General features: G+C 66.7%; 19 protein-coding genes. 10 read left to right on the forward strand and 9 right to left on the reverse strand.

The genetic code is table 11. The features are described from left to right. Positions 1 to 127: 127 nt before the first annotated feature. The 3 genes from BM060_RS23745 to BM060_RS23755 form a co-directional block, all read right to left on the reverse strand. A complete protein-coding gene (locus BM060_RS23745) occupies positions 128 to 664 on the reverse strand; it encodes a hypothetical protein (RefSeq protein WP_074983587.1) in 537 nt (178 codons plus the stop codon). Positions 665 to 719: 55 nt separating this feature from the next. Continuing rightward, positions 720 to 1,793 carry a site-specific integrase gene (locus BM060_RS23750; protein ID WP_084302097.1) on the reverse strand — a complete coding sequence of 358 codons (1,074 nt, stop codon included), beginning with the start codon at positions 1,791 to 1,793 and terminating at the stop codon, positions 720 to 722. Positions 1,794 to 2,291: 498 nt separating this feature from the next. Continuing rightward, positions 2,292 to 3,614, reverse strand: coding sequence for a CapA family protein (locus BM060_RS23755; RefSeq protein ID WP_074983592.1), 1,323 nt, complete (start codon positions 3,612 to 3,614; stop codon positions 2,292 to 2,294). 272 nt (positions 3,615 to 3,886) lie between these two features. Here BM060_RS23755 and BM060_RS23760 point away from each other — a divergent pair, with 272 nt between their 5' ends. From BM060_RS23760 to BM060_RS23790, 7 genes are all read left to right on the forward strand, one after another. Further along, positions 3,887 to 5,749 carry a DUF1302 domain-containing protein gene (locus BM060_RS23760; RefSeq protein ID WP_074983595.1) on the forward strand — a complete coding sequence of 621 codons (1,863 nt, stop codon included), beginning with the start codon at positions 3,887 to 3,889 and terminating at the stop codon, positions 5,747 to 5,749. 20 nt (positions 5,750 to 5,769) lie between these two features. Continuing rightward, on the forward strand, positions 5,770 to 7,128 hold the full coding sequence (locus BM060_RS23765; RefSeq protein ID WP_074983597.1) for a DUF1329 domain-containing protein: 1,359 nt from the start codon (positions 5,770 to 5,772) through the stop codon (positions 7,126 to 7,128). A 458-nt stretch (positions 7,129 to 7,586) separates the two neighbouring features. Next, positions 7,587 to 8,495 carry a LysR substrate-binding domain-containing protein gene (locus BM060_RS23770; RefSeq protein WP_074983600.1) on the forward strand — a complete coding sequence of 303 codons (909 nt, stop codon included), beginning with the start codon at positions 7,587 to 7,589 and terminating at the stop codon, positions 8,493 to 8,495. Positions 8,496 to 8,593: 98 nt separating this feature from the next. After that, complete coding sequence (locus BM060_RS23775; protein WP_074983603.1) at positions 8,594 to 9,781, forward strand: M20 aminoacylase family protein; 1,188 nt, start codon at positions 8,594 to 8,596, stop codon at positions 9,779 to 9,781. Between the two features lie 17 nt (positions 9,782 to 9,798). Beyond that, positions 9,799 to 11,067 carry an MFS transporter gene (locus BM060_RS23780; RefSeq protein ID WP_083426829.1) on the forward strand — a complete coding sequence of 423 codons (1,269 nt, stop codon included), beginning with the start codon at positions 9,799 to 9,801 and terminating at the stop codon, positions 11,065 to 11,067. A 113-nt stretch (positions 11,068 to 11,180) separates the two neighbouring features. Next, positions 11,181 to 12,263 carry a M14 family metallopeptidase gene (locus BM060_RS23785; RefSeq protein ID WP_074983607.1) on the forward strand — a complete coding sequence of 361 codons (1,083 nt, stop codon included), beginning with the start codon at positions 11,181 to 11,183 and terminating at the stop codon, positions 12,261 to 12,263. A 1,267-nt stretch (positions 12,264 to 13,530) separates the two neighbouring features. After that, positions 13,531 to 14,589 carry an OmpA family protein gene (locus tag BM060_RS23790; protein WP_074983609.1) on the forward strand — a complete coding sequence of 353 codons (1,059 nt, stop codon included), beginning with the start codon at positions 13,531 to 13,533 and terminating at the stop codon, positions 14,587 to 14,589. Between the two features lie 346 nt (positions 14,590 to 14,935). On the opposite strand, the gene BM060_RS23795 is transcribed toward BM060_RS23790, so the two are convergent. After that, the gene (locus BM060_RS23795) at positions 14,936 to 15,472 is read right to left on the reverse strand and encodes a C40 family peptidase (RefSeq protein WP_074983612.1); all 537 of its coding nucleotides are present in this window, start codon (positions 15,470 to 15,472) and stop codon (positions 14,936 to 14,938) included. A gap of 343 nt (positions 15,473 to 15,815) precedes the next feature. Here BM060_RS23795 and BM060_RS23800 point away from each other — a divergent pair, with 343 nt between their 5' ends. Continuing rightward, entirely contained in the window at positions 15,816 to 16,388 is a 573-nt protein-coding gene (locus BM060_RS23800) for a DUF4124 domain-containing protein (protein ID WP_074983614.1), read from the forward strand. A 7-nt stretch (positions 16,389 to 16,395) separates the two neighbouring features. Here the strand turns inward: BM060_RS23800 and BM060_RS32620 are convergent, their stop codons facing one another. After that, the gene (locus BM060_RS32620) at positions 16,396 to 16,770 is read right to left on the reverse strand and encodes a hypothetical protein (protein ID WP_135499791.1); all 375 of its coding nucleotides are present in this window, start codon (positions 16,768 to 16,770) and stop codon (positions 16,396 to 16,398) included. 11 nt (positions 16,771 to 16,781) lie between these two features. Then, the gene (locus BM060_RS23805) at positions 16,782 to 17,069 is read right to left on the reverse strand and encodes a colicin Z C-terminal domain-related protein (RefSeq protein ID WP_069866230.1); all 288 of its coding nucleotides are present in this window, start codon (positions 17,067 to 17,069) and stop codon (positions 16,782 to 16,784) included. A 773-nt stretch (positions 17,070 to 17,842) separates the two neighbouring features. Here BM060_RS23805 and BM060_RS23810 point away from each other — a divergent pair. After that, positions 17,843 to 19,078 carry a methyl-accepting chemotaxis protein gene (locus tag BM060_RS23810; RefSeq protein WP_370686625.1) on the forward strand — a complete coding sequence of 412 codons (1,236 nt, stop codon included), beginning with the start codon at positions 17,843 to 17,845 and terminating at the stop codon, positions 19,076 to 19,078. A gap of 488 nt (positions 19,079 to 19,566) precedes the next feature. Here BM060_RS23810 and BM060_RS23815 read toward each other — a convergent pair whose 3' ends face one another. Then, complete coding sequence (locus BM060_RS23815; protein WP_074983619.1) at positions 19,567 to 20,310, reverse strand: TorF family putative porin; 744 nt, start codon at positions 20,308 to 20,310, stop codon at positions 19,567 to 19,569. A gap of 134 nt (positions 20,311 to 20,444) precedes the next feature. Then, the gene (locus tag BM060_RS23820; RefSeq protein ID WP_074983621.1) at positions 20,445 to 22,202 is read right to left on the reverse strand and encodes an amidohydrolase; all 1,758 of its coding nucleotides are present in this window, start codon (positions 22,200 to 22,202) and stop codon (positions 20,445 to 20,447) included. Positions 22,203 to 22,317: 115 nt separating this feature from the next. On the opposite strand from BM060_RS23820, the gene BM060_RS23825 reads away from it, so the two are divergent. Then, positions 22,318 to 23,229, forward strand: a complete 912-nt coding sequence (locus tag BM060_RS23825) for a LysR family transcriptional regulator (RefSeq protein WP_074983624.1) — start codon at positions 22,318 to 22,320, stop codon at positions 23,227 to 23,229. Here the strand turns inward: BM060_RS23825 and BM060_RS23830 are convergent. After that, on the reverse strand, positions 23,226 to 24,233 hold the full coding sequence (locus BM060_RS23830) for an AraC family transcriptional regulator (protein WP_074983626.1): 1,008 nt from the start codon (positions 24,231 to 24,233) through the stop codon (positions 23,226 to 23,228). The genes BM060_RS23825 and BM060_RS23830 overlap by 4 nt on opposite strands. Between the last annotated feature and the right edge of the window lie 7 nt (positions 24,234 to 24,240).

Consider the following 24,240-nt stretch of genomic DNA (forward strand, 5'->3'; position numbering starts at 1 on the left):
GCACATGGGCCAAGCCGATCTACGTCAGCCGCCTAGACCAGTTCACCGATGGCACCGCCCGCCAGATCCAGGAGCACAACGAGACTGGCGCGCAGCGCTGCGGCTGGAAGCGCACCGGCAAGTAGGCTCAGCGCGTCAGCATCACCCGTACAGCCTGGCCGTCCGCCACGCTGATCTCCTGCGTCACCGTCCCTCCCTGCTGCCAGGCGCCCCCACCGACGGGGGCCAGCCAAACGACTTTCGACGACACGAAATAGCGGCCCGCCGGCAGCCCGCTGAACGCGAAGTTGCCCTGGGCATCTGCCGTCGTCTGCCGCACGTACTGGTTACGCCGCGGATCGAAGGAGGGCTGCAACGGCTCGATCTGTCCGTAGAAGTCGCGCGGCGGCTCAGGATCTCGGTTCCCATAGGCTGCGTAGTAGGCGCTGGAGTAGCTGGTGGCGGGCTCCAGGATCACGGCGTTGCCGGCGCCCAGTTGCACGGTCCCGCCGGCCGTCTTCATGAACACCTGGCCGGTGACGCTGGCGCTACCGTTCTGCTGCAGCGATGCGTACTCCGCAGCGGGGAAGGGCGGTAGGTCGACGAGGGTTCGCGGTTTGGGCGCTGCGCAGGCGGCGAGGGCGGCCGTGAGGGTGAGTACCGCGAAAGTCCTTGTGGCGTTCATGCATCGGCTCCTTGAGCAGTGTCGGCGGAGTGCCAGCATAGCAAGTCGTCAGTCGTCACGCCGCTACCGCTTCGGCCCTCGCTGCCTCAGCTTGCTCCAGCGCTTTCTCGCGCTCCCGCAAGATGCGGAAAGCAATCGGCCCTTCGTGCAGGCTTTCCGGCTTCAAGTTCGTATAGCGGCGGAGCTGATTCCAGTCCTTGTGGCCGGACACAATCGCCACCTCCTGGATTGCAAAGCCCATCTCGAAGAGCAGACTGATGCCGTGATGGCGAAGATCGTGATAGCGAAGATCGATCACGCCGGCTCGACCCCGGGCCCGTTGGAAGGCTGCTTCCACGGATTTCGATTTATAGGGGAAGATCAACTCTTGGCCCTCGGCCCGCGGCTGGCGCATTACAATTTCGAACGCCCCATTCAGCAGAGGCACGACCTGGTCGTTACCCACTTTTTCATTCGGGTGTTTTCGATCTCGAATGATGATGGTGCGGTTCTTCTCATTGAGGTCCGCCCATCGCAGTCGAGTAACTTCGCTAGAGCGCATGGTTGTGGCGATGGCGAAATCGATCAGGTCATCCAGGGGGAGAACGGTGCTCAGTTCGGCTTTTATTCGGTCTAGCTCGTCGCCCTCTGGCCGGCGGTCTCGCTCTCTGCTCTTACCGACCAACCCGAGGCTCCGTAGCGCAACACGGGCCTTTTTGAATTCCTTCCACGGGATCACGAGTGACCAGAATGCTTCGGCAGCTTTGAGCACCGTATTGATCATCGTAAGGTCCATCAGGCGAGTAGCTTTGGACGCGGCAGAGCGCTTTTCCTGAACCCACTTCAGAAGATCGGTAGCGTTCAGGTCTCCTAGGGTAAGCCCCTTCGTAAGCCTCTTCAGAGTGAGGTAGTTGTTCCGGCTCTGCTTGAGGTTCTTCCGCAGTGGGAGGATCTCGTCGACGTACTTCTGCACGAGGTCGCTGATCTCGTCCTTCGTGTGCGCCAGCTCCCGCTTGTGCATCGCGTTCTCGATCTCGGCGATCCACACCTTAGCCTCGGCCCTCTTCGCGAAGGTTTTCGTCGAGGTTGGATGCCCCTTCATTCTGACGACGGCACGCCACTTCTCCCCGCGCTTGACGATCGTTCCCATGAGATCTGCCACCCCTGTGTCTCTCGAACATTGGTAACAGTCTGTGGTAACAGTGGGAAAATGTCTAATCGTGTGGAAGCCTTATAAATACTGGCTTCTAGGGCGATTTAACGTCACTTTAAGTCATTGAAAACTAAAAGTGTGTCCAGTCCATCATGGGCGCCACGGAGAAGCGGCGGGAGGGCTCGGGGCGCGCGATTGCTGGTTTGGTGGGCGATTCTGGAGGCATCTCGGTGGATCGTGTTCCGCTGCGTTTCGGGGCGTTTTCGCTTGTGCCTGACGCTTCGCTGGTACCGGGTACCCGATCAGCCTGGCTGATCGTTGGCAAGCGAAAACGCAAGGATGGAACCGTCGCTCATGCGGTACGGATCAGGATCATGGGCGACGGCCGGCAATTCTATCAGGAATCCCTGGCCGTCGATCGCCGGCAGGCGGCCGGCGTCCGGGCCGGCGCGCCGACACCGGCTACCCGTCCGGCGTCGTCGTTCTACTGCGGCCCTACAGGCTGAGCAGGCCGATACCGCCCTCGATGCTGAGCCGCGTGCCGTAGGGCTGCGACAGCCGCGCGAAGCGTTCGAGGATGGCGCGGCCATGCTCGCCTTCGGCCAGGCGCGGGCGCCCGCGGCGATGAATGGCCTCGCCCAGGCCCAGGCTGACCGGGTGCAGCTCGATGGCCTGCAGGCGGCCGCCGTCGAAGCGGCAGACCGGCACCAGGGTTTCCCAGAAGCGCGCGTCCGCGGGGAAGCTGCGGGTGTCGTTGCGGGTGCGCTGCTGGAAGACCTTGGAGGGCGTCTGCTCGCGATCGACGCGGAACTGCTCGTAGCTATCCACCGGCAGGCGCTCCACCAGCTCGTTCTGGCCGATGAAGTTGCCCAGGCTGTAGAAGATCGGCTTGCCGTTGTAGATCTCCATGCCGCGCAGCAGGTGCGGGCCATGGCCGACCACGATGTCGACGCCGGCGTCGATCATCCGCCGCGCCACCGGCTGGAGGAATTCCGCCGGGGTTTCCAGGTCCCATTCGCCCTCGGCGTTGTAGCCCAGCTCGTGGGCGTGGATGCTCAGCACCACCACGTCGGCCATCAGCCGCGCCTCCTCGACCCAGCGCAGGATGTCGTCGACGTCCTTCTTCCGCGGCGCGGTGCGCAGGCGCGTCTGCTGGCCCTCGCGGAACAGCACCGGGGTGAAGGGGCCGAACACCGCCAGCGACGGGTGTGGCAGCGGGTGGGCGAAACCCAGGTCCACCGCGCCCTGGTACAGGCGGTCCAGGCCGAGGCCGGCGATCAGCTCGCGCACCTGGGCCATCTGCGCCGGGCTCACTTCGTGCACGGTGTCGAAGCGCAGTGGGTTCAGGCCCGGGCGGCCGGGCATGTCGCGGCCCTGGTCGCTGGCTTCCTGGCCCTTGCCGAAGGTGGCGCTGCAGGCGAGCAGGGCGACTGTGCCCTCCGGGCGCGTGCAATAGACCGGGCGCCGCGCCTCTTCCAGGTTGCGCCCGGTGCCGGCGTAGAGCAGTTCGCGCTGGCGCAGCTGCCGATGCATGGCGTGCAGGCCGGCGATGCTGTAGTCCAGCGCGTGGTTGTTGGCGGTGGAGAACAGGTCGAAGCCGCCCGCCACCAGCTCGTCGAGAATCCAGGCCGGGGCGCCGAAGTGCGAGCCGCCGCTTTCCAGGGCCGGGTCGCCGGCGAAGTCGTTGGGCAGCACTTCCAGGTTGGTGAAGCTGACGTCCGCCGTGCGGATCAGGTCGAACAGCGGGCGCAATGTCGTGTCCTCGAGGCTGTTCAGGCGGCGCTGCAGGATGCTGTCGCCGGTCAACGCAATCTTCATGCTCGTCCCCATGGGCTGCCAGGTTGGATGGCGCGGACTATAGGGCAAGGCGCGCCGCGTGCCGGCTGAATCCTGCTTATCCCGATAGCCGCTGGTTATCGGCGCCGTGGGGGCGCTTTTGGCTATGGGCATAAGTTTTTTTCAGAGGCCAGCCGTGCAACGCGGCTCTTACTATGCGACCGCCTCCCGGGTCGCCGTGTTCTTCATGGCGCCGGGCTGTGCGGGAAGCCCCCGGGCTCCCCCCTTGAAGCACGTTCCTGGCGGAGAACAGCATGAAAAGAACAAGAACCGAAGGTGCGTCCCTGCGGCCGCGGAAACTGGCATTGGCGGTCGGCATGGCCCTGGGCGGCGCGCTGCCGGCCCACGCGGCAACCTTCAACATCGGGGAGATCGAGGGGCGTTTCGACTCCAGCCTGTCCATCGGCGCCAGCTGGGCCATGGACAACCCGGACAAGAAATTCATCGGCAGCCGCAATGGCGGCAGCGCCTCCAGCGCCACCTCCGACGACAACCGGCTGAACTTCAAGAAGGGCGAGGCCTTCTCCAAGCTGTTCAAGGGCGTGCACGACCTCGAGCTGAAGTACCAGGACACCGGCGTGTTCCTGCGCGGCAAGTACTGGTACGACTTCGAGCTCAAGGATGGCCACCAGCACCTCTACGACATCGACGACAGCGGCCGCGACCAGGCCGCGCGCTCCTCCGGCGCCCAGCTGCTCGACGCCTTCGTCTATCACAACTACACCCTTCGCGACCTGCCTGGCAGCGTGCGCCTGGGCAAGCAGGTGGTGAGCTGGGGCGAGAGCACCTTCATCCAGAACGGCATCAACAGCATCAACCCGGTGGACGTCTCGGCGCTGCGCCGGCCCGGCTCGGAGGTCAAGGAAGCGCTGATCCCGGTGCCGATGTTCTACTTCAACCAGGGCATCGTCGAGAACCTGTCGCTGGAAGCCTTCTACCAGCTGAAATGGGAAAAGACCGTGGTGGACAACTGCGGCACCTTCTTCGGCAGCGATATCGTCGCCCAGGGCTGCGACACGGGCATGGCGATCAACGGCAGCGACTTCGACCGCGACATCGACGGCACCGGCGTGCGGGGCGGCTATGGCTACGTGCCGCGCCTGGGCGACAAGGATGCCCGCGACGGCGGCCAGTTCGGCGTGGCCCTGCACTGGATGGCCGAGTCGCTGAACGACACCGAGTTCGGCCTCTACGCCATGAACTACCACAGCCGTACGCCCTACAGCAGCTGGATCGTCGGCCAGGGCGCGCTGGCCGACCCGGTCGGCGGGCTGTTCGGCCAGGGCGGGCGCAGCACCGCGCGCTACTTCCTGACCTACCCCGAAGACATCCGCCTGTACGGCCTGAGCTTCAACACCACGGTGGGCACCGCGGCGCTCTCCGGCGAAATCAGCTACCGGCCGAACATGCCGCTGGGGCTCAACGGCACCGACATTTCCGCCGCCGCCACCCTCGGCGCGGCATCGACCAACCCGGCGGTCAACGCCGGCCTGCCGATCTTCGCCAGCGGCTGGGCCGACTCGGCCTACGGTTCGCTGATCCAGGGCTACCAGCGCAAGCCGGTGACCCAGGCGCAGGTCACCCTGACCAACACCTTCGACAACCTGCCGCTGGTGCGCGCCGACCGCCTGACCCTGGTCGGCGAGGTCGGCTTCACCCACGTCAGCGACCTCGGCCCCACCGACGGCAGCGCCCTGCGTTTCGGCCGCAGCAGCGTCTATGGCAATGGCGAGCTGGGCGCGGCGGGCAGTTCCTCGCTGCTGGGCCTTGCGGGCAACGCGCTGTGCACCGGGGTGGTCAACACCGCCAACCCCGGCGAGTGCAACAGCCACGGCTTCTACACCGGCAACTCCTGGGGCTACCGCCTGCGCGGCCAGCTCGAATACAACGACATGATCGGCGGCGTGACCCTCAAGCCGAACCTGTCGTTCGCCCACGACGTGCAGGGCTACGGCCCGACCTTCAGCGAAGGCGAGAAGGCCCTGAGCATCGGCCTGGACGGCGAATACCTGAGCAAATACACCGCCAGCATCAGCTACACCGACTACTTCGGCGGCGACTACAACACCAACACCGACCGCGACTTCCTCGCCGTCAGCCTGGGCGTCAGCTTCTGACGCCCCCCGGAGGACCCACCATGCAGCACAAGCTCCTGCTCAAGGCCGGCTGCCTCAGCCTCGGCCTGCTCGCCGGCCAGGCGATGGCCGCCGTTTCCGCCGACCAGGTCGCGCGCCTGGGCGCCGACCTGACGCCGATGGGCGCCGAGAAGGCCGGCAACGCCGACGGCAGCATCCCGGCCTGGACCGGCGGCCTCGCCACCAACGCCGGCGCCCTGGACGCCGCGGGCTTCCTCGCCGACCCCTACGCCGGCGAGAAGCCGCTGTTCACCATCACCGCGCAGAACGCCGAGCAGTACAAGGCGAAGCTGACCCCCGGCCAGCTGGCGATGTTCAAGCGCTTCCCGGACAGCTACCGCATCCCGGTCTACCCCAGCCACCGCAGCGCCGCCTACCCGGCCGAGGTGCTCGCCGCGGTGAAGGCCAACGCCGGCGCCACCCACCTCGCCGAGGGCGGCAACGGCCTGGAGAACTTCAAGGTCTCGATTCCCTTCCCGATCCCGCAGAACGGCCTGGAGGCGATCTGGAACCACGTCACCCGCTACCGCGGCAAGACCATGCTGCGCACCACCGCGCAGATGAACCCGCAGAGCAACGGCGACTACACCATCAGCTACATGAAGGAGCAGTTCGCCTTCCCCTTCGGGCTGAAGGACTACGACCCGGCGAAGATGGACAACATCCTCTACTACTTCCGCCAGGAGATCCTCTCGCCGCCGCGCCGCGCCGGCAGCGTGATGCTGGTGCTGGAGACCATCAACCAGGTCAAGGAACCGCGCATGGCCTGGATGTACAACGCCGGCCAGCGCCGCGTGCGCCGCGCCCCGCAGGTGGCCTACGACAGCCCCGGCGCCGAAGGCATGCGCACCTACGACGATTTCGACATGTTCAACGGCTCGCCCGACCGCTACGACTGGAAGCTGCTGGGCAAGCAGGAGCTGTACATCCCCTACAACAGCTTCGCCCTGGACTCGCCCAAGGCGAAGTACGCCGATATCGTCAAGCCGGGCCACCTGAACCCCGACTACACCCGCTACGAACTGCACCGCGTGTGGCACGTGGAGGCGACCCTGAAGCCGGGCCAGCGCCATGTCTACAGCAAGCGCGACCTGTACATCGACGAAGACAGCTGGCAGATCGCCGAGGCCGACGCCTACGACGGCCGCGGCAACCTCTGGCGCGTTTCCGAGGGCCACGCGCGGCCGTTCTACGACCAGCAGTTCACCTGGCTGACCGCCGAGACCCACTACGACGTGCTGTCCGGGCGCTACACGGTGTCGGGCCTGCGCAACGAGGAGAAGGGCGCGTACCGCTTCGACCTCGAGTCCACCAGCAATGACTTCACTCCCAGCGCCTTGCGTGCTACCGGGATTCGTTGAGTCGACAGAGCAACTCCATCGATGCTCTCTTTGTGGGCGGCTGGATGGCCGCCTTTTTTTCGGGGGCATTTATGGGGGGGAGTTTGCTGGTGAATTGGGGACGTTGGGGGGGAGCACCCTCTCCCCAGCCCTCTCCCTGAAGGGAGAGGGGGCTTGTCCGTGCCGAGATAGGAAATGGTTTCAGCCGGATGTCGCTGAGCTTGCCGGCTAATGCCGAAACTCCCGAACACTCCGAACGGTCCCCTCTCCCTTCAGGGAGAGGGTTAGGGAGAGGGAGCGGACTAGACCCTTACACTTTTCCCACCGGCAGACCCCCACGCCCAACCCAATACCCCACCAGCCATGACCAACCACTCACCCGGGAATCCGGCGTTTTTTACAATTGGCCGCTGCCTGCCCACGCGATTTTTGCTTTACCTTGCGCGGTACAAGTCGAATAGAGCGGTCGTAGCCCCATCATGAAGTTGCATCAACTGCGCGCCATGGTCGCCATCTGCGAGAGTGGCAGCATCCAGGAAGCCTCGCGCCTGCTGCATATCTCGCAGCCGGCGCTGTCCAAGAGCATCAAGGAACTCGAAGCCGAGCTGGGCGTGCCCCTGCTGCTGCGCTCCAACCGTGGCATCACCGCCACCGAATATGGCGAGCGCCTGGTGCGCCGGGCGCGGCTGGTGGTGGAGGAGGTGCGCCGCGCGCGCGACGAGATCGAGACGCTCAAGGGCGCCATGGACGGCCGCGTGGCCATCGGCGTGTCGCCGGTCACGCCCAGCCAGCAGTTCGCCAACTGCCTGCTGCGCTACCGCAAGCGTTTCCCCAAGGTGCAATTGCAGATCAACGAACTGCGCCCGGCCAAGCTGCTGGAGGGCCTGCGCGAAGGCCAGCTGGACCTGGCGCTGACCTCGCAGCCGGCCTCGCGCAACATCGACGGCTTCCTCTGGCAGGAACTCTACGCCCAGCCCACCACCCTGGCGGTGCGCAAGGGCCATCCGCTGCGCGCGGCCGGGTCGCTGCACGAGCTGCTCGACCAGGAGTGGCTGATCCCCGATTCCCTCGACGTTTCCCTGGCCGGGGAGATGTTCCGCGAGCATCGGGTGGAGCCGCCGCAGCGCATCATCGAGTGCGCCTCGGTGGTGCTCTACGCGGAGCTGGCGGCCAACACCGACGCGGTGAGCTTCTGGTCGCGGCGGGTGTTCGACCTGCCGGTGGTCTCCAGCACCCTGGAGCCGCTGAACATCGCCGAGCGCGTGCCGGGCACCGACATCTCGCTGGTCTCGCGGCCGCCCGAGCTGATGACCCGCGAGGCGCAGATGCTGGTCGACGAGCTGGTCTACGCCTTCAAGGGCCCGCATCTGCAAAAGCCCGCCGGCTGACATAACCAGCCTGGATAAGCATGTGCAGAGGTCATTATTCAGCCCGCCATGGCTGAGGCATGCTGCCGGCCGTCGTCATTACAACAAGGACTAGGGCCATGACCCGGGCCAGCCCCGAGCCGCTTGCGCGCATCCAGCACTGGCAGGATGAGTTCGTCGCCATCCGCCGGCAGATCCACCAGCACCCCGAACTGGGCTTCGAGGAACGGCGCACCGCCGAACTGGTGGCCGGCTACCTGCGCCAGTGGGGCTACGCGGTGCACGAGGGCGTCGGCGGCACCGGCGTGGTCGGCGTGCTGCGCCAGGGCCAGGGCCCGCGCAGCATCGGCATCCGCGCCGACATGGACGCGCTGCCCATCGAGGAAGCCAGCGGCGTGCCCCATCGCAGCCAGCAACCCGGTAAGATGCACGCCTGCGGGCATGACGGGCACACCGCCATCCTGCTCTGCGCGGCGCGCTACCTGGCGCAGACGCGCGCCTTCGACGGCACCCTCAACCTGATCTTCCAGCCCGCCGAGGAAACCCTGGGCGGCGCGGTGGCGATGATGGAGGACGGCCTCTTCGAGCGCTTCCCCTGCGATGCCGTATACGCCCTGCACAACGCGCCGGGCCTGCCGGTGGGCTGCTTCCTGACCCGCGAGGGGCCGCTCACCGCCTCCAGCGACCGTGCCACCATCCGCCTGCTCGGCGTCGGTGGCCACGGCGCCATGCCGCATGCGGCGAAGGACCCGGTGGTGGCCGCCGCCGAACTGGTGCTGGCGCTGCAGAGCATCGTCTCGCGCAACGTGCCTTCCAGCGAGGTCGCGGTGATCACCGTCGGCGCCATCCACGCCGGCGAGGCGGCCAACGTGATTCCCGACCGGGCCGAACTGCGCCTGAGCGTCCGCGCCACCCGCCCGGACGTGCGCCAGCTGCTGAAGCGGCGCATCGCCGAAGTCACCCAGGGGGTGGCGGCGGTACATGGCATCGAAGCGCAACTGGACTACGAGGAGCTGGTGCCGGTGCTGGTCAACACCCCGGCCGAAACGCGCCTGCTGCGCCAGGTGGCGAGCGAACTGGTGGGCCCGCAGCGGCTGCTGTCCGAGCCGCCGGCGGGCTTTCTCGGCAGCGAGGATTTCGCCTGGATGCTCGAACGCCGGCCGGGCTGCTACATCGCCCTGGGCAACGGCCAGAGCGGGCCGAGCGGCTGCATGGTGCACAACCCCGGCTACGACTTCAACGACGCGGCCATCCCCTTCGGCGCCAGCCTCTGGGTGCGCCTGGTCGAGACCTACCTGGCCGCCTGATGGCCAATGGAGCAACGATGCGCAACGCACGCCGTACCCTGGTGCTGGTCCTGCTGATGCTGGTGATGGTCATCAGCGTGATGGACAAGACCATCTTCGCCTTCGCCGGGGCGCAGATCATCGACGAGTTGAAGCTGACGCCGAGCGAGTTCGGTTTCATCGGCAGCGCCTTCTTCTTCCTCTACTCGGTCTCCGGAGTGCTGGTGGGGTTCCTCGCCAACCGCTTCCCGACCCGCTGGATCCTCTTCGGCATGTCGCTGGTGTGGATGCTGGCGCAGCTGCTGGTCAGCTTCAGCAGCGGCTTCGCCGCGCTGGTGGCCAGCCGCCTGCTGCTGGGCGCCGGCACCGGGCCGGGCACGGCGGTGACCCAGCACGCGGTGTTCAAGTGGTTCGGCCCGCGCGAGCGGGTGCTGCCCGCGTCGCTGATCCAGGTGTCGATCATGCTCGGCGCGGTGCTCGGCGCGCTGACCCTGCCGCTGGCCATCCAGCACCTGGGCTGGCGCATGGCCTACCTGGCGCTGGCGCTCATCGGCCTGCTGTGGATGCTCGCCTGGCTGGCCTTCGGCCGCGAGGGCAGCCACGCCGAAGTGGACGGCGAAGAAAGCGGCCAGCGCCTGCCGTACCGGCGCCTGCTGCTCAACCGCACCTTCCTCTGGATCACCCTGCTGGGCTTCCTCGGCTACCTGCCCAACGCGCTGGTCTACAGCTGGGTGCCGGTGTACCTGCAGAAGGGCCTGGGCATGACGCCGCTGCAATCGGGCTACACGGTGATGGCGGCGACCCTCGGCGTGATCGTGTTCAACCTCGGCGTTTCGGCCTGGTCGCAGCGCCTGCTCAAGCGCGGCGTGCCGGTGCAGACCGCGCTGGTGCGCCTGCCGGTGGTCTGCGCGATCCTCGCCGGCGCGGCTTTCGTCGGCCTCGGCGGTTTCCACGGCAACCTGCCGGCGGTGATCGGCCTGTACCTGGCCGGCTGCGTGCTGATCAACCTGCTGCCGACCTTCTGCAACACCATAGTGGCGCACATCGCGCCGCCGGCGCAGCGCGGCTCCATGCTGGCCATCCACATCGGCGGCCTGACCAGCGCGGGCATGCTCGCGCCCTGGCTGATCGGCCAACTGGTGGAGTACAAGGGCGGCAACATCGCCCAGGGCTTCGAGCTGGGCCTGGGCCTGATCGGCGCCGCGGTGATCCTCTGCGCGCTGCTCGGCCTGCGCCTGATCGCCCCCGAGCGTACCCGCCAGGCGCTGCACGGCAACGCCGCCACGGACCTGCCCGCCACGGCATGAGCCGCGGCGGCCGCCCATGAGCCGGCCGCCGGCCCCCTGATCCCATCCCTTTCGCGCCTTCCGGGCGCGGGCCCGGCGGCCCGCGTTCCGGCTGCGCTCATCCCGGAGAGACGATGAACCCGTCCGCCTGCTTCTCCCAGAGCTACGCCGAGGCGCGTGGCAAGTTCCTCGCGGCCTGTGCCGCCGCCGGCCTGGCCGTCGAATCCCATGACCACCCGCTGCCCGGGCGCGACGGCGAGCCGCTGGCCCTGGACGTGGCCCGCGACGGCCCGGAGGATGCCAGCCGATTGCTGATCATCAGCAGCGGCTGTCACGGCGTCGAAGGCTTCTGCGGTTCCGCCGTGCAGACCGCGATGCTGCGCGACCCGCATTGGCGGGTGCGTGTGCACGAAAGCGGCTGTGCCGTGCTCTACCTCCACGCGGTCAACCCCTACGGCTTCTCCTGGTGGCGGCGCTGGACCCACGAGAACGTCGACCTCAACCGCAACTTCCTGGACTTTTCCGCGCCCCTGCCGGAGAACCCGGCCTACGCCCGTCTCGATCCGCTGCTGGTGCCACGCCGCTGGCCGTCGCGGCTGAGTCGTGCGCGCTTGCTGCTGCAGGTCCTGCGCCATGGCCGCCGGCACCTGCAACAGGCCGTTTCCTGCGGCCAGAGCAGCCATCCGCACGGGCTCTTCTACGTCGGCGCCGAACCCACCTGGAGCAACGGCAAGGTGCGCCAGGTGCTGCGCCAACAGGGCCGGCGCTGCCGCGAGCTGGGCTGGATCGACCTGCATACCGGCCTCGGCCCCCGCGGGCACGGCGAGCGCATCCACTCCGGCGAAAACACCGCGGCGTCGTTGGCCCGCTCCCGCGCCTGGTGGGGCGAGTCGGTGCGTTCGGCGGAGGAGGGCAACAGTGTGTCGGTGAGGCTCAACGGCAAGATGGTGCACGCCGCGCTGCAGGAATGCCCCCAGGCACGGCTGACCTCCATGACCCTGGAGTTCGGCACCCTGCCGGGATTGCAGGTGCTGGACGCGCTGCGCGCCGACCAGTGGCTGGCCCGCTCGCCGCAGGTGCCGGCGCACAAGGCCGGGCGCATCAAGCAGCAGTTGCGTGATGCCTTCTACGTGGACGCTGACGACTGGAAACGCCAGGTGCTGGAGCAGGCCTGCGAGGCGGCCTGGCTGGCGCTCCGGGGCCTGTGCGAGGCGTAGCTTCGAAGGGGCCGGTTTGGCGATCGGTCAGGAATCGTTGCGGTTGCGGCGTTCCATGAAGAATCGCCACTCCTCCTGGATGGTTTCGTAAGGCACATAGACGCTGAGCTTCCTGTCGTTCTGCCGGGCACCCATTCTCGGGGTTTGAACTTCAGCGCCGGGCGGGCCTGCTCCTGGGATCGGAAAGCCAACAGCAGGTCTTCTCCGGAGCGTTCGGCAACCAGCGCATCGCTCAGGGAAGCATGCTGGGGCTCCTGCAATAGGTACAGGTTGCCAGGCTTGCTCATCAGGACTTGTTCAGGCGCGGCCTGGCTTGCATCCAGGGTATATGCCTGTATGAGGGAGTCTTCGGTCACGACCGAGAAATTTATTTTGCTATCGATCAGATTTTTCATTTAGGTACGGATAGTCAGATAGTTACAGGGTCAACCCTCTTCCCGCATCCTGCAGCAGGCGCGAACCCACAAGCGTCTCGAAAAGTGCCAATGCCCGCGGGGCGGGCGACATGAGTCTTCGGGGTCGCTTTCGGCGCTTGAGAAACAGTTCTCCGGTGGATTTCCGAAGGAGAAATTCAGCGCTGATCTGTTTAGAAGAAGTTGCGTCGTCTTGCGGGGAGAAGAGTAGGGCCGCGCCCTGCGGGGCAGGTATCTGACGAGTTCTAAAATGGCCTGGATCGGCGCCTTACTTTTCGTCAATTCGATATGCCGGGATCGCGCAGCCTGCGGGATGGCCGCCTCGGAAAAGGCCGTTCCATGCGCCTCCGCTGGCGGTGATATCGGGATCGGCTTGATGGCCGCCGCTACTGGGTCGATGCACTTCCTGCGCGCTTTCTGAAGTCAATGTCCGCTGATAGGCCTGGAAGATAATCCGTGTTCTTCCAGTCAGGGCTGTTGGGGGCCGGGTTCAAGATGATCGTGGTGTGTAGTGGCAAGGAGGGTTGGCCGCTACTTCTGTCCGCAGCCTGGGGTGGTCGTACTTGGCGGAATCGTGGAGCGAAGAATTCAGACGGCATCGCATGGTGTTGCCGGAGTTCACCTGGATACCATCCTGGCTGCCCGGAACCGGTTCGGGACCTGCCGATAGCATTTGCTTGGCTTGAAACAAGTTGAATAGCGCCGGTCTTGCCTCGTGGATATTTCGAGAAAAAGACTCCAGGAAATGGAACTTCGCCCCTGTCGTGGATGAAAGATTCACACTCGTTCATCTGGTGTGGGTCTTCGGCTGTTGCTTGAACCTGTGCCCTGTATTTATTGAAAGGATCGCGTGAATGAAATTGAGAAACACCTTAGGCGTCGTTGTGGGTGCCGTGGTCGCCTTGTCTGCCATGGATGGCTTCGCCCAAGGCCGGAATTCGGTCGAGGTCGAGGCTTTCGGCAAGCGCTACTTCACCGACAGCAATCGCAACATGCAGAACGGCGACCTGTACGGCGGCTCCCTCGGCTACTTCCTGACCGACGACGTCGAGCTGGCGCTGTCCTACGGTGAATACCACGACCTCCGCGGCACCTCCTCGAGCGGCAATGCCAAGGTGCGTGGCAGCCTGGCCTCGCTGGACGCCATCTACCACTTCGGCGCTCCCGGCGCGGGCCTGCGCCCGTACCTCTCCGCCGGCATCGGCCACCAGAGCCTGACCGACGTCAACAGCGGAGACGGACGCCGCCGCAACCTGACCATGGCCAACATCGGCGCCGGCCTGAAGTACTACTTCACCGAGAACTTCTATGCCAGGGCCGGCCTCGACGGCCAGTACGGCATGGAAAGGCGTGAAAGCGGCCACCAGGGCGAGTGGATGGCCGGCGTCGGCGTCGGCCTGAACTTCGGCGGCGGTTCCAAGCCGGCCCCGGCTCCGGAGCCGGTCGCCGACGTCTGCTCCGACGAAGACCACGACGGCGTCTGCGACAACGTCGACAAGTGCCCGAACACCCCGGCCAACGTCACCGTCGACGCCAGCGGCTGCCCGGTCGTGGCCGAGGCCGTGCGCGTCCAGCTGGACGTCAAGTTCGACTTCGACAAGTCCAGGGTCAAGCAGAACAGCTACGTGGACATCAAGAACCTGGCCGACTTCATGAAGCAGTACCCGTCCACCTCCACCACCGTTGAAGGCCACACCGACTCCGTCGGCACCGACGCCTACAACCAGAGGCTGTCCGAGCGTCGTGCCAACGCCGTTCGTGACGTGCTGGTCAACGAGTACGGCGTGGAAGGCGGCCGCGTGAGCGCCGTGGGTTATGGTGAGAGCCGTCCGGTCGCTGACAACGGCACCGCCGAAGGCCGCGCCGTCAACCGTCGCGTGGAAGCCGAAGTGGAAGCCCAGGCCAAGCAGTGATCGGCCTGAGCTGACGAGTCAGCCCGATCTAGGCTGCAATGCCGTTCACTCAAGCGGAGCAGCCTTTCCATCCACTGGATCGGGATCTTCACCGTCCAGGACCTCGATGGCCCTGGGCGGTGATCCAGCAGCAAACCCCCGATACCAGCCCTCAACGCAGGCAAACGCCTTTCCATCGGCCAAACGCATCCCGCCACGCCGGCTGGGGCTCGGTTGGGCCTCCGCAGAAGATCGGCAACCCAGGCCTGCGCCCTCGGCTCCACGGGCGCTCCCGGCGCTATTCCGTTGGTTTCACTGCGTCTACGCCCGCACCTGGGCGGTGATATTCCCGATGGCGCCGATTCCGTCAGCCGCTGAAATTGCGCGCGGTGACGTAGGCACGCTTCCAGTAGGGGAAGGCGAGGGAGTCGATGCGGATCTTCTTGCACGTGCTGGGGGCGTGAATGAAGCGGTTGTCGCCGATGTAGAGGCCGACGTGGCTGACTCTATCGCTGCCGTTGTGGCTGAAGAACACGGCGTCGCCAGGTTGTAGTTCGTGGCGGGCGATAGTCGCGTCGCGCCGCGCAATCATCGACCGGGTGGTGCGTGGCAGGCGCTGGTCGGCGACGCTGCGATACAGGTAGACCAGCAGGCCGCTGCAATCGAACCCGGTTTCCTCCGATTCGCCGCCCCAGCGGTAGCGCTGGCCGACGAGCTGGTGCGCGCGGGCGACGATGAGCTGGCGCGTGTCCGGATTGACGGCGCCGGGCTGGCCCGTCGGTGCCTGCTGGGCCGATGCGGGCGCGTAGCGGCGCCACTGCGGGATACCGAGGTCATCGGCGTGGGCGAGGGGAACGATCAGCACGAGAAGTAAAAGAGCGATAAACCAATGAAGAGCACGCATTTCGGAACACTACGGGGTGAAGGTTGAGTCGTGGCGCAATCCTTCTGCTGGCAAGCCTGCACCAGGCCCTGGTCCGCGCGGACGAGGGAGGCATGGGTGATGCAGGGCTGGCCGCTACTTCCCTGGTAGCTGCTGGGGCTCTCCAGTATTCGTGCCGGCCAGGGCAGGCCGTGGCGGCGGGGCAGGTGCGGGATCGGTGAAGGGACGCTGGCAGAAAGCACGGAGCCCCCGGGCGTGGGTTATTCCTGGCGATGCGGTTAGGATTTCGTGTATCGGCCTTGGAACTTTCGCCGGCGCGGCGGTCTGAGGTGTCAATCTGCCATTGATCAGCCAGGGAGGCTGTATGAAGGGTGTTCTCGTTGCTGTTCCGCTGCTGTTCTGCGCCGCCTGGGCGCAGGCGGATACGATCTACAAATGCGTCGATGCGCAGGGCAAGGTGACTTTCACCAAGCAGGCCTGCCCCAACGGCGGCAACGCCGGCGTCGAGCTGAACGTGGAGAACCGCCGGCCCAGTGGCGGCGGCGAGGGGGCGGTGATGGCGCAGCCGGCGCTTCAGGCGCCGGCTACGGATTACGCCCCGGCGGGGGCCTATCCGGCGCAGCAGCCGGCGGCCCCGGCCCCGGCGCCGGCCGGCGGCACGCGGGTGACCGTGGTGGGCGGCTCGGAGGAGCGGCCGGGCTGCTCCACCGGGCTTTCCGAGCGCGACCTGCGGACCGCCATGGTGCGCAAGGAGATCGTCCCGGGCATGAGCCGCAAGGAAATCGAGAGCATGTTCGGCACCCCGAGCAAGCAGGCCAGCGCCCACGGCGCCGGCAGCAGCACCTACTGGAACGACAAGTACCTGAACTTCTTCAGCATCAACTACGACGCCAATGGCTGCGTGGTGAACAGCTACCAGTCCGGTTCATCTCAATAAGTCGGGTTTATCGAGGTGGAGACAGCAAGCGCTCGACCTCGATTGCCAGCTTTGTATCCGGACTGGAGATTCTCAGGCTTCTGGCCTGAAACTCGCCAAGGATCGGCAATGATCTCGACAGATATTGCCCTTTGACCGAAACGGAAAGCAGGGCACCTCGCTCTGCATTCAGGAAACCGGCCAGTGAAGTTGCACAAGGATCGGTCAGTTCGACCTGTATATAGGCATGCCGCTCAAGGTCGTGTGATACCTCGGAGCGTTTGACGCATTCTCGTGTCAGCAGATAGCTGCGATTCTCGACACTGAACAGAACCCCTTCTTCAGCTGTGCTGGCGCAGGCCGCAACCAGAAACATTGCGGAAAGCAGGATGGTCTTTTTCATCTCGGTATTCCCTAACGAACGGTAATGGCAATCACTTGCCCGATGCTGTGGCTTCTGAACCTGATCCGAGATACACAGACGCAGATGCCGCTGGTGAAATTGTGTGTTCCCGGGCCAACGACGATATCGCTCATTTCAGTGCCTCCCTGGAAATAGCGAATCTCGGCGTCGAAGGTCGAACTGCCTGAAATAGTTTCGAATTCGACTTTGTAAGAGAGTGGGCCCCCCATCTGTTCGCCGATGACTATCCAGGGTCCCCAGGCCCGCGCCGGCGGAGCCCAGCCTTCCAATTGGTTCATGGACGTCTCCTTTTGCTGTTCTGAAGCCAAGGAGCCGAAAATGACATGTCGTTTGCTTTTGTCATGCCTTGCAGCATTGCATCCGATTATTCGCTTTTTATCTCGGATGGCCGGGGACTAGGCGCTGTAGGAATTGCTGTCGGGAACGCTAATTCCTCCGCCGGCTCTCCACTTCCTTGGTCGGCAGTGTCCTGTGCTCAGGGGCTCGGTAAGGCTGTGGATCGAATCGCAACAGTGCACCGCCTCGCAATGACGGCCACACTACCGACTAAGGGACGATAGCCGCGGCCGGCAAATGGTCGCCTAATGGCCCTGACAACAATAATTCAGGGCCTGCGCCAACCCGGGTGTTCCACGGGGCGGGCGATGGCTGGAGAGGTGCCCTCATGGACCCGACGCGTTCGCGTATCTTCCTCGTTCTTTCCCTGCAGACCACCGGCCTTCTCGCGCTGTTCATCGCCCAGTCGCTGGGCGGCTGGCCGCTGTCGCTGTGCCTGCTGCTCGGTTTCGCGTTGCTCTGGCTGCCCTGGTTCGTCGGCCAGCGGCGCAGCCTGCCCGGCGTATCCGCCGCCGCGCCGGAGCTGGCCGCGCTGACCCGCGACCTGTCGCACAGCACCAGCCACAATGCGCTGTCCGCCGCCGGCGTGTCCTACTCGGTGCAGCGCCTGGTGGAGCGCCTGGAGTCGCAACTGGCGGCGGCCGAGCAGATCGTCGGCAGCGCCGAGGTGATGATTCACACCGAGCGCGCCACCTCTTCCCTGGCGCGCCAGGCCATGGACGCCGCCACCCAGGCCCGCGCCGGCAGCGATGTCGGGCGCAGCGAGCTGCAGCAGGCCATCGCCCGCATGCACCAGCTCAGCGGCCGCGCCGGTGAAAGCCGCGCGCTGATCGAGGCGCTGAGCCAGCGCAGCGAGGACATCCAGCGCGTCACCCAGGTGATCCAGTCGATCGCCAGCCAGACCAACCTGCTGGCCCTCAACGCCGCCATCGAGGCGGCCCGCGCCGGCGAGCACGGCCGCGGCTTCGCGGTGGTCGCCGACGAGGTGCGCGGGCTGGCTGCGCGTACCGCCGAGGCCACCGAGGAGGTGGGGCAGATGGTCGAGGACATCCAGCAGCGCACCGCCCAGGTCGCCGAGCAGATCCTCCAGTTGGCCGCCGACCTCGACGAAGGCGTGGCCCAGGTGGAGCGCACCGGCGGGCAGCTGGAAGGCATCGCCGGGCTGGCCGCTGGCGTCGAGCGGCAGATCACCGAGATCGCCGAAGGCGCGGAGATCAACCGCCACCAACTGGACAACCTGTTCGCCGCGGTGGAGCGCATGCGCGCCGACATCCGCGTCAGCGACGAGCAGACCCACCGCCTGGCCGACGCCGCTGTGCACCTGGAGGCCCAGGCCGAGGCCATCAGCGAGCGCCTGGCCGAAGTGGGCCTGGACGATTACCACCAGCGCGTCTACGACCTGGCCCGCGAAGGTGCATCGAGCATAGGCGCGCGCTTCGCCGCCGACCTGGAGGACGGGCGGATTTCCGCCGAGGACCTGTTCGACCGCCACTACCAGCCGATCCCGGGCACCGAGCCGCAGAAGTACAGCACGCGCTTCGACCGCTACACCGACGAGGTGCTGCCGAAGATCCAGGAAGACCTGCTGCAGCGCCACGAGGGCCTGGTGTTCGCCATCGCCTGCACCGCCGAGGGCTACGTGCCGACGCACAACCGCGCCTTCGCACAGGCACCGACCGGCGACCCCGAGGTGGACCGCCTGAAGAGCCGCAGCAAGCGCCTGTTCGACGACCGCACCGGGATCCGCTGCGGCAGCCACCAGCAGGCGCTGCTGTTGCAGACCTACTGCCGTGACACCGGCGAGCAGATGCACGACCTGTCGGTGCCGATCTTCGTCAACGGCCGCCATTGGGGCGGCTTGCGCCTGGGCTACCGGCCCGAGAGCATGCCGTTGAGCGAGACGCCGGCGCTGCGCAGCCCAGGCCGGCGCGAGGCCGCCTCGGCCCGGTGAGAGCCGGGGGAAGCAAAAAAGGCCGTGCATCCGAGGATGTGCGGCCTTTTCGTTTGAGTCAGGGCGGAGCGGATCTCATCCGCGAATCGCGCCGGGATGTCCGGCTATCGCGGACAGAGTCCGCTCCTACGGCGTCCAGGACGCATGGCTTTTCGTAGGAGCGAGCTTGCTCGCGAACAAACGCGGTGCCATGCGGTTCGCGAGCAAGCTCGCTCCTACGAAGAGCACCTCGGGGCGCGCAGGGGAATGGAATGGGGCACCGTAGGGCGCATAACCGTTCGCGGTTATCCGCCGTCGGCGTTATGCGCCCCACACATTGTAGGAGCAATTGTCTTGCCGGCTACGCCGAGGTGCTTTTCGTAGGATGGGTTGAGCTTGCGAAACCCATGCAGTTGGGGGTGATGGGTATCGCTTCGCTCAACGCCATCCTACGACGGCTCGCGAATGGGGGCCGCTCGTGCCACCGGGGCGCGAGACCCGCCGCGACGTCAGAACCGCTTCGTCGCCCGCGCCACCACGGTTGCCGTGCAGATGTCCTTGAAGCCCTGCCAGTTGAAGCATTCGCTCTGCGACAGGTCGGTGTCGATGTAGCTCAGCGACCAGTCGATGCCGGCGAACTCCCTGTCCAGCCTCGCCTCCCATTCGTGGTAGGTGCTGCGGGTACCGCCGTCGCCGGCGAGGTACAGCGAGTCCTTGGCGTCGTTGCGGCCGTAGCGCAGCTTGGCCTGGAAGCCGGCCGGCAGTTCGAAGCCGTAGCCGACGTAGCTGTAGAGCTGGCTCTGGTCCTTGCCGACGTAGGTGGTGATGTCCTTGGAGTAATAGCTGGCCAATTCGAAGCCGTAGGCGTTGAGGACGGCGTAGACCTCGCTCTGGTTGAACTGGCCTTCCTTCGGGTAGCGGTACTGGATGTAGCCCAGGTCCAGGCTCACCGCGTCGGTGGCCTGCCAGTACCAGCCGGCGTAGTAGTCCAGCTCCTGGCGCGTCTTCAGGCCGTAGCCGAAGTCGACGTTGGAGCTCCACACGCCCAGGTACAGGCCGCTGCTGTGCTGCAGGGTGGCGGCGGCCTGGATGGCCGGGTCGTTCTGCGTCTGCGAGATGCCGCGGGTGCGGTAGTCGCTGGCCAGGGTGGCCTCCAGCTGGACCGAGAGGTCCTCGGTCAGCTCCAGCGCATGGCTGCTGGTGAAAGGCGCGCAGGCGAGCGCCGCGCCGAGGACGAGTGCTTTGTACTTCATGGACTTACCCTTTGTTGTGCTTGTGTGGGCAGGAAAAAAGCCCGCGCAGCCCCCTCCCGCCGGCGAGCCGGGAAGCGAAAGGGAAGGAGCGGCGGGAAGGGCCGGGCTTCAGCCCGGCAGTGGAGCGAACGGCGTCAGAGCGCTTCCTGGCCGTCGGCGCGGTAGACCTCGCGGCCGCCGAACAGGGTGTGCAGCACCTTGGCCTCGCCCAGCTCGGCGTCGGGGACGCTGAACAGGTCGCGGTCGAGCACCACCAGGTCGGCCTGCTTGCCGGGGGCCAGGCTGCCGATCTTCTCGCCCAGGCCGATAGCCTTCGCGGCATTGGCGGTGTACGCGTAGAACATGGCCTGGCGGTCGATGCGCTGCTCGGGGTTGAGCACGCCCTTCGGGCCCTGGCGCGTCACCGCCTGGTACATCGCCTTCAGCGGGTCTGGGGTGGACACCGGCCAGTCGCTGGCCCCGGCGATGGTGGCGCCGGCGTCCAGCAGCGATTTGGCCGGGTACATGTAGCGGAAGGCGTCGTCGGCGATGTAGGGCTTGACCAGGTCGAGGGTGTAGTCCTCGGCGGTGGCCCAGTCCAGCTGCATCGAGGCGATCACGCCCAACTGCTTGAAGCGCGGGAAGTCCGCCGGGTTGACCAGTTGCAGGTGGGTGATGGAGTGGGTGACGCCGCTTTGCCGGTCCTTGCGCGCCTGGGCGATGCCGTTGAGCGATTCGCGCACCGCGCGGTCGCCGATGGCGTGGATGTGCACCAGCCAGCCGCGGGCGTCGGCGGCGCTGACCAGCTCGCCGAAGTGCCGCGGATCGAGCAGCAACTCGCCGGGCTTGTGCAGGTTGCTGTAGTTCTCCAGCAGCGCGGCGGACTGCGCCGGGTATTCCAGCACGCCGTCGGCGAACACCTTGATGCCCGGCAGGCTCAGGTTGGGAATGCCCTGGAACTGCCGGCGCACCTTGTCGATCACCGCCAGGTCCGCCGGGCGGCTCTTCGGGTTGACCACCAGCAGCGCGGCGACGTGGGCGCTGAGCCGGCCCTGTTGCGCCAGGTCGCGGTACACCGGCAGCACGCCGACGGTGCGTTCCGTGGGCTTGATGTCGAACAGCGCCTGGCCCGGGCTGCCGTTGGCCGCCGGGTCCATCCAGGCGGTGATGCCCAGGCTGTTGTTGTATTGCACGGCGGCCAGGCCGGCGCGGTCGAGGGTCTGCTGGTCGGCGGCGGGCATGGCTGCGGCGACGCGGTCGAAGCCGGAGTCGACGACGAAGCCGCTGGGGGTGAAGTCCGGCGCGTGGCCGATGTTCTGCTGCTCGGTGGCCGGCAGCGAGCGCACCAGCGCCGCGTCCAGCCTGGCGCGGCGCAGCATGGCGGCGTTGGCCCAGGCGGTGTGGTGGTCGCTGCCGATGAGCACGATGGGCACCTGGGCCCATTCGCCGGCATTGAAAATCTTCGCCAGCCCCTCGGCCTGGGACCAGTAGCTGGAGTGCATGCCGTTCAGCACCAGGATGTCGCCGACCCGGGCCTTGCCGTTGTCGCGGGCCTCGCGCAGGCGTTGCGCCAGTTCGTCGAGGCCGACCTGCTCGTCCTCCATGCTCGCGGCGATCAGCTCCAGGCCGCCGAAGATGGCGTGCGAGTGGCTGTCGATGAAGCCGGGCATCAGCAGCTTGCCGCCCAGGTCCACCTGGTGGCTGTGGGCGTCGGCGAGGGCGCGCACTTCCTGGTCGCTGCCGACCTTCAGCACCTTGTCGCCGGCGATGGCCAGCGCCTGTTGCAGCGGCTGCCCGGGCTCGGCGGTGAAGACCTTGGCGTTGTACAGGATCAGGTCGGCGGTTTGTGCGTGGGCTTCCAAAGTGCCCAGTGCGATTGCGACAGCGAGTGCGCCCTTGATGAGCCTTCGCATGCTTCCCCCTTGCTTGGTGGTTGATTTTTATTGGTCTGGGCAAGAGGCTAATGGCCTGGGGCTATTTCCCGAAAGCCAGTCACTGGCACAAGACTTGTGAAAATCTGGAAAGAATATGGACAGGTTCAGCAGCCTCGCCCTCTTCGTCGCCTGCGCCGAGACCGGCAGTTTCAGCCGCGCCGCCGAGCAACTGGGCAAGACGCCCTCGGCGGTGACCAAGGCCATCGGCCAGCTGGAGGCCAGCCTCGGCGCGCGCCTGTTCGAGCGCACCACCCGCAGCATGGCCCTGACCGAGGCCGGGCAGCTGTACCTGGACAGCGCCCGCGAGGTGTTGGCGCGCATGCACGAGACCGCCGAGGAGATCGGCCAGCTGCAGCACAGCCTGCGCGGCAGCCTGCGGATCACCGCGCCGCTGGCGTTCGGCGCGGCCTTCCTCAATGACGTCTGCGCCGACTTCCTCATCCAGCACCCGCAACTGCGCCTGCAGGTGGACCTCAGCGACAGCTACGTCGACCTGCTCGACGGCCGCTACGACCTGGCCCTGCGCCTGGGCCACAGCAACCTGCCGGGGCTGATCGTGCGGCCGCTGGTGGCGAACCGCCTGGTGCTCTGCGCCAGCCCCGAGTACCTGGCGCGCCGCGGCGAGCCGCTGCACCCGCTGGAACTGGCCGAGCACGACCGCCTGACCTACTGGCACCCGGCGCTGGACACCCGCTGGTGGCTGGAGCGCGACGGCGAGCGCTTCTCCATCCTGCGCGAGGGGCGCCTGACCAGCGACAACCATGAACTGCTGCTGGCCGCCTGCCTCAAGGGCAGGGGCCTGATGCCCTGCCCGCTGTGGAGCGTCCAGCCCTACCTGCGCGACGGGCGCCTGCGCAGCGTGCTGGAGGACTACCACTTCGACCCCGACGCCTTCGGCCAGCGCATCCTCGCCGTCTACCCCAGCCACAGGCGCGCCACGCGCAAGATCCTCGCCTTCATCGAGCACCTGGAAGAGGCCCTGCGCCAACTGGGCATCGAGGCCTAGCGCCCGCGGAAACGCCCCGGCGGCACGCCCTTCCAGCGCTTGAAGGCGTGGATGAAGTTGGACACCTCGCCATAGCCCAGGCGCTCGGCGATCTCTTCCAGGCGGATGGCGCCGGTGCCCAGCAGTTCCTCGGCCAGGGCCTGGCGCACCTCGTCGAGCAGGGCGCGGTAGCTGCTGCCCTCGTCCTGCAGGCGGCGGCGCAGGGTGCGCGAGGTCATGTGCAATTCCGCCGCCACCTGCTCCATGTCCGGCAGGCGCCCGGGCGTGCGCAGCAGGCGGTCGCGGATGCGCCCGGCCAGGCCGCCCAGTTCCTGGCGGCGGGCCAGCAGTGCGCGGCACTCTTCCTCGCAGTGCCGCGCCACTTGCGGGTTGGCGCCGGGCAATGGCAGATCGAGGGCGGCGCTGGCGAAGACGATGCGGTTGGCGGGCTGGCCGAACGCCGGTTCCACGCCCAGTTCGGCCAGGTACAGGCTGCTGTCGGCAGGCCGGGGGCGGCGGAACTCGGCGCGCAGGATCGGCAGCGGGCGCCCGGTGAGGTCGCGCTGGATGCGCAGCACGCCGCCCAGGTCGCGCTCGCAGGCGAAGGCGCGGACGTCCTCCGGCACGCCGCTGTCGTCCAGCAGCAGGTGGGCCTCGGCGCCGTCCTCCAGCAAATCCAGGCGGGTGAACACGTAGGTCAGCCCCAGGTAGCGCAGGCCGAGGAGGGCGGCGCTGCGGAAGGTCGGGCTGCTGAGCAGGGCGAAACCCCAGATGCCGTAGGTGTTCAGGTGGTAGCGCAGGCCGGCCTGCAGGCCGCTGCCGGCGGGCAGCCGCTGCGCCAGGTTGCGCAGCACCCGCAGCTCGCAGGCGGCGTCGATCTCGCGGGCCGGGTCGGCTAGCACTGCCAGGTCCAGGCCGCTGCCGTGCAGGCAGTCCTCCAGCGCCAGGCCATGGTCGAGGCCGAACTGGGTGAGCAGTTGCACGCTCAGGGCGCTGCGGCGGATGGGCCGGGGCTGGTCGGGCATCGCGGGC

Source organism: Pseudomonas citronellolis, from assembly GCF_900112375.1.
Lineage (GTDB): Bacteria > Pseudomonadota > Gammaproteobacteria > Pseudomonadales > Pseudomonadaceae > Pseudomonas > Pseudomonas citronellolis.

Bases quoted from the DNA above. Each gene is read 5' to 3' on its own strand.
- BM060_RS23745 (WP_074983587.1), bottom strand. From the start codon at position 664: ATGAACGCCACAAGGACTTTCGCGGTACTCACCCTCACGGCCGCCCTC.
- BM060_RS23750 (WP_084302097.1), bottom strand. From the start codon at position 1,793: ATGGGAACGATCGTCAAGCGCGGGGAGAAGTGGCGTGCCGTCGTCAGA.
- BM060_RS23755 (WP_074983592.1), bottom strand. From the start codon at position 3,614: ATGAAGATTGCGTTGACCGGCGACAGCATCCTGCAGCGCCGCCTGAAC.
- BM060_RS23760 (WP_074983595.1), top strand. From the start codon at position 3,887: ATGAAAAGAACAAGAACCGAAGGTGCGTCCCTGCGGCCGCGGAAACTG.
- BM060_RS23765 (WP_074983597.1), top strand. From the start codon at position 5,770: ATGCAGCACAAGCTCCTGCTCAAGGCCGGCTGCCTCAGCCTCGGCCTG.
- BM060_RS23770 (WP_074983600.1), top strand. From the start codon at position 7,587: ATGAAGTTGCATCAACTGCGCGCCATGGTCGCCATCTGCGAGAGTGGC.
- BM060_RS23775 (WP_074983603.1), top strand. From the start codon at position 8,594: ATGACCCGGGCCAGCCCCGAGCCGCTTGCGCGCATCCAGCACTGGCAG.
- BM060_RS23780 (WP_083426829.1), top strand. From the start codon at position 9,799: ATGCGCAACGCACGCCGTACCCTGGTGCTGGTCCTGCTGATGCTGGTG.
- BM060_RS23785 (WP_074983607.1), top strand. From the start codon at position 11,181: ATGAACCCGTCCGCCTGCTTCTCCCAGAGCTACGCCGAGGCGCGTGGC.
- BM060_RS23790 (WP_074983609.1), top strand. From the start codon at position 13,531: ATGAAATTGAGAAACACCTTAGGCGTCGTTGTGGGTGCCGTGGTCGCC.
- BM060_RS23795 (WP_074983612.1), bottom strand. From the start codon at position 15,472: ATGCGTGCTCTTCATTGGTTTATCGCTCTTTTACTTCTCGTGCTGATC.
- BM060_RS23800 (WP_074983614.1), top strand. From the start codon at position 15,816: ATGAAGGGTGTTCTCGTTGCTGTTCCGCTGCTGTTCTGCGCCGCCTGG.
- BM060_RS32620 (WP_135499791.1), bottom strand. From the start codon at position 16,770: ATGAAAAAGACCATCCTGCTTTCCGCAATGTTTCTGGTTGCGGCCTGC.
- BM060_RS23805 (WP_069866230.1), bottom strand. From the start codon at position 17,069: ATGAACCAATTGGAAGGCTGGGCTCCGCCGGCGCGGGCCTGGGGACCC.
- BM060_RS23810 (WP_370686625.1), top strand. From the start codon at position 17,843: ATGGACGCCGCCACCCAGGCCCGCGCCGGCAGCGATGTCGGGCGCAGC.
- BM060_RS23815 (WP_074983619.1), bottom strand. From the start codon at position 20,310: ATGAAGTACAAAGCACTCGTCCTCGGCGCGGCGCTCGCCTGCGCGCCT.
- BM060_RS23820 (WP_074983621.1), bottom strand. From the start codon at position 22,202: ATGCGAAGGCTCATCAAGGGCGCACTCGCTGTCGCAATCGCACTGGGC.
- BM060_RS23825 (WP_074983624.1), top strand. From the start codon at position 22,318: ATGGACAGGTTCAGCAGCCTCGCCCTCTTCGTCGCCTGCGCCGAGACC.
- BM060_RS23830 (WP_074983626.1), bottom strand. From the start codon at position 24,233: ATGCCCGACCAGCCCCGGCCCATCCGCCGCAGCGCCCTGAGCGTGCAA.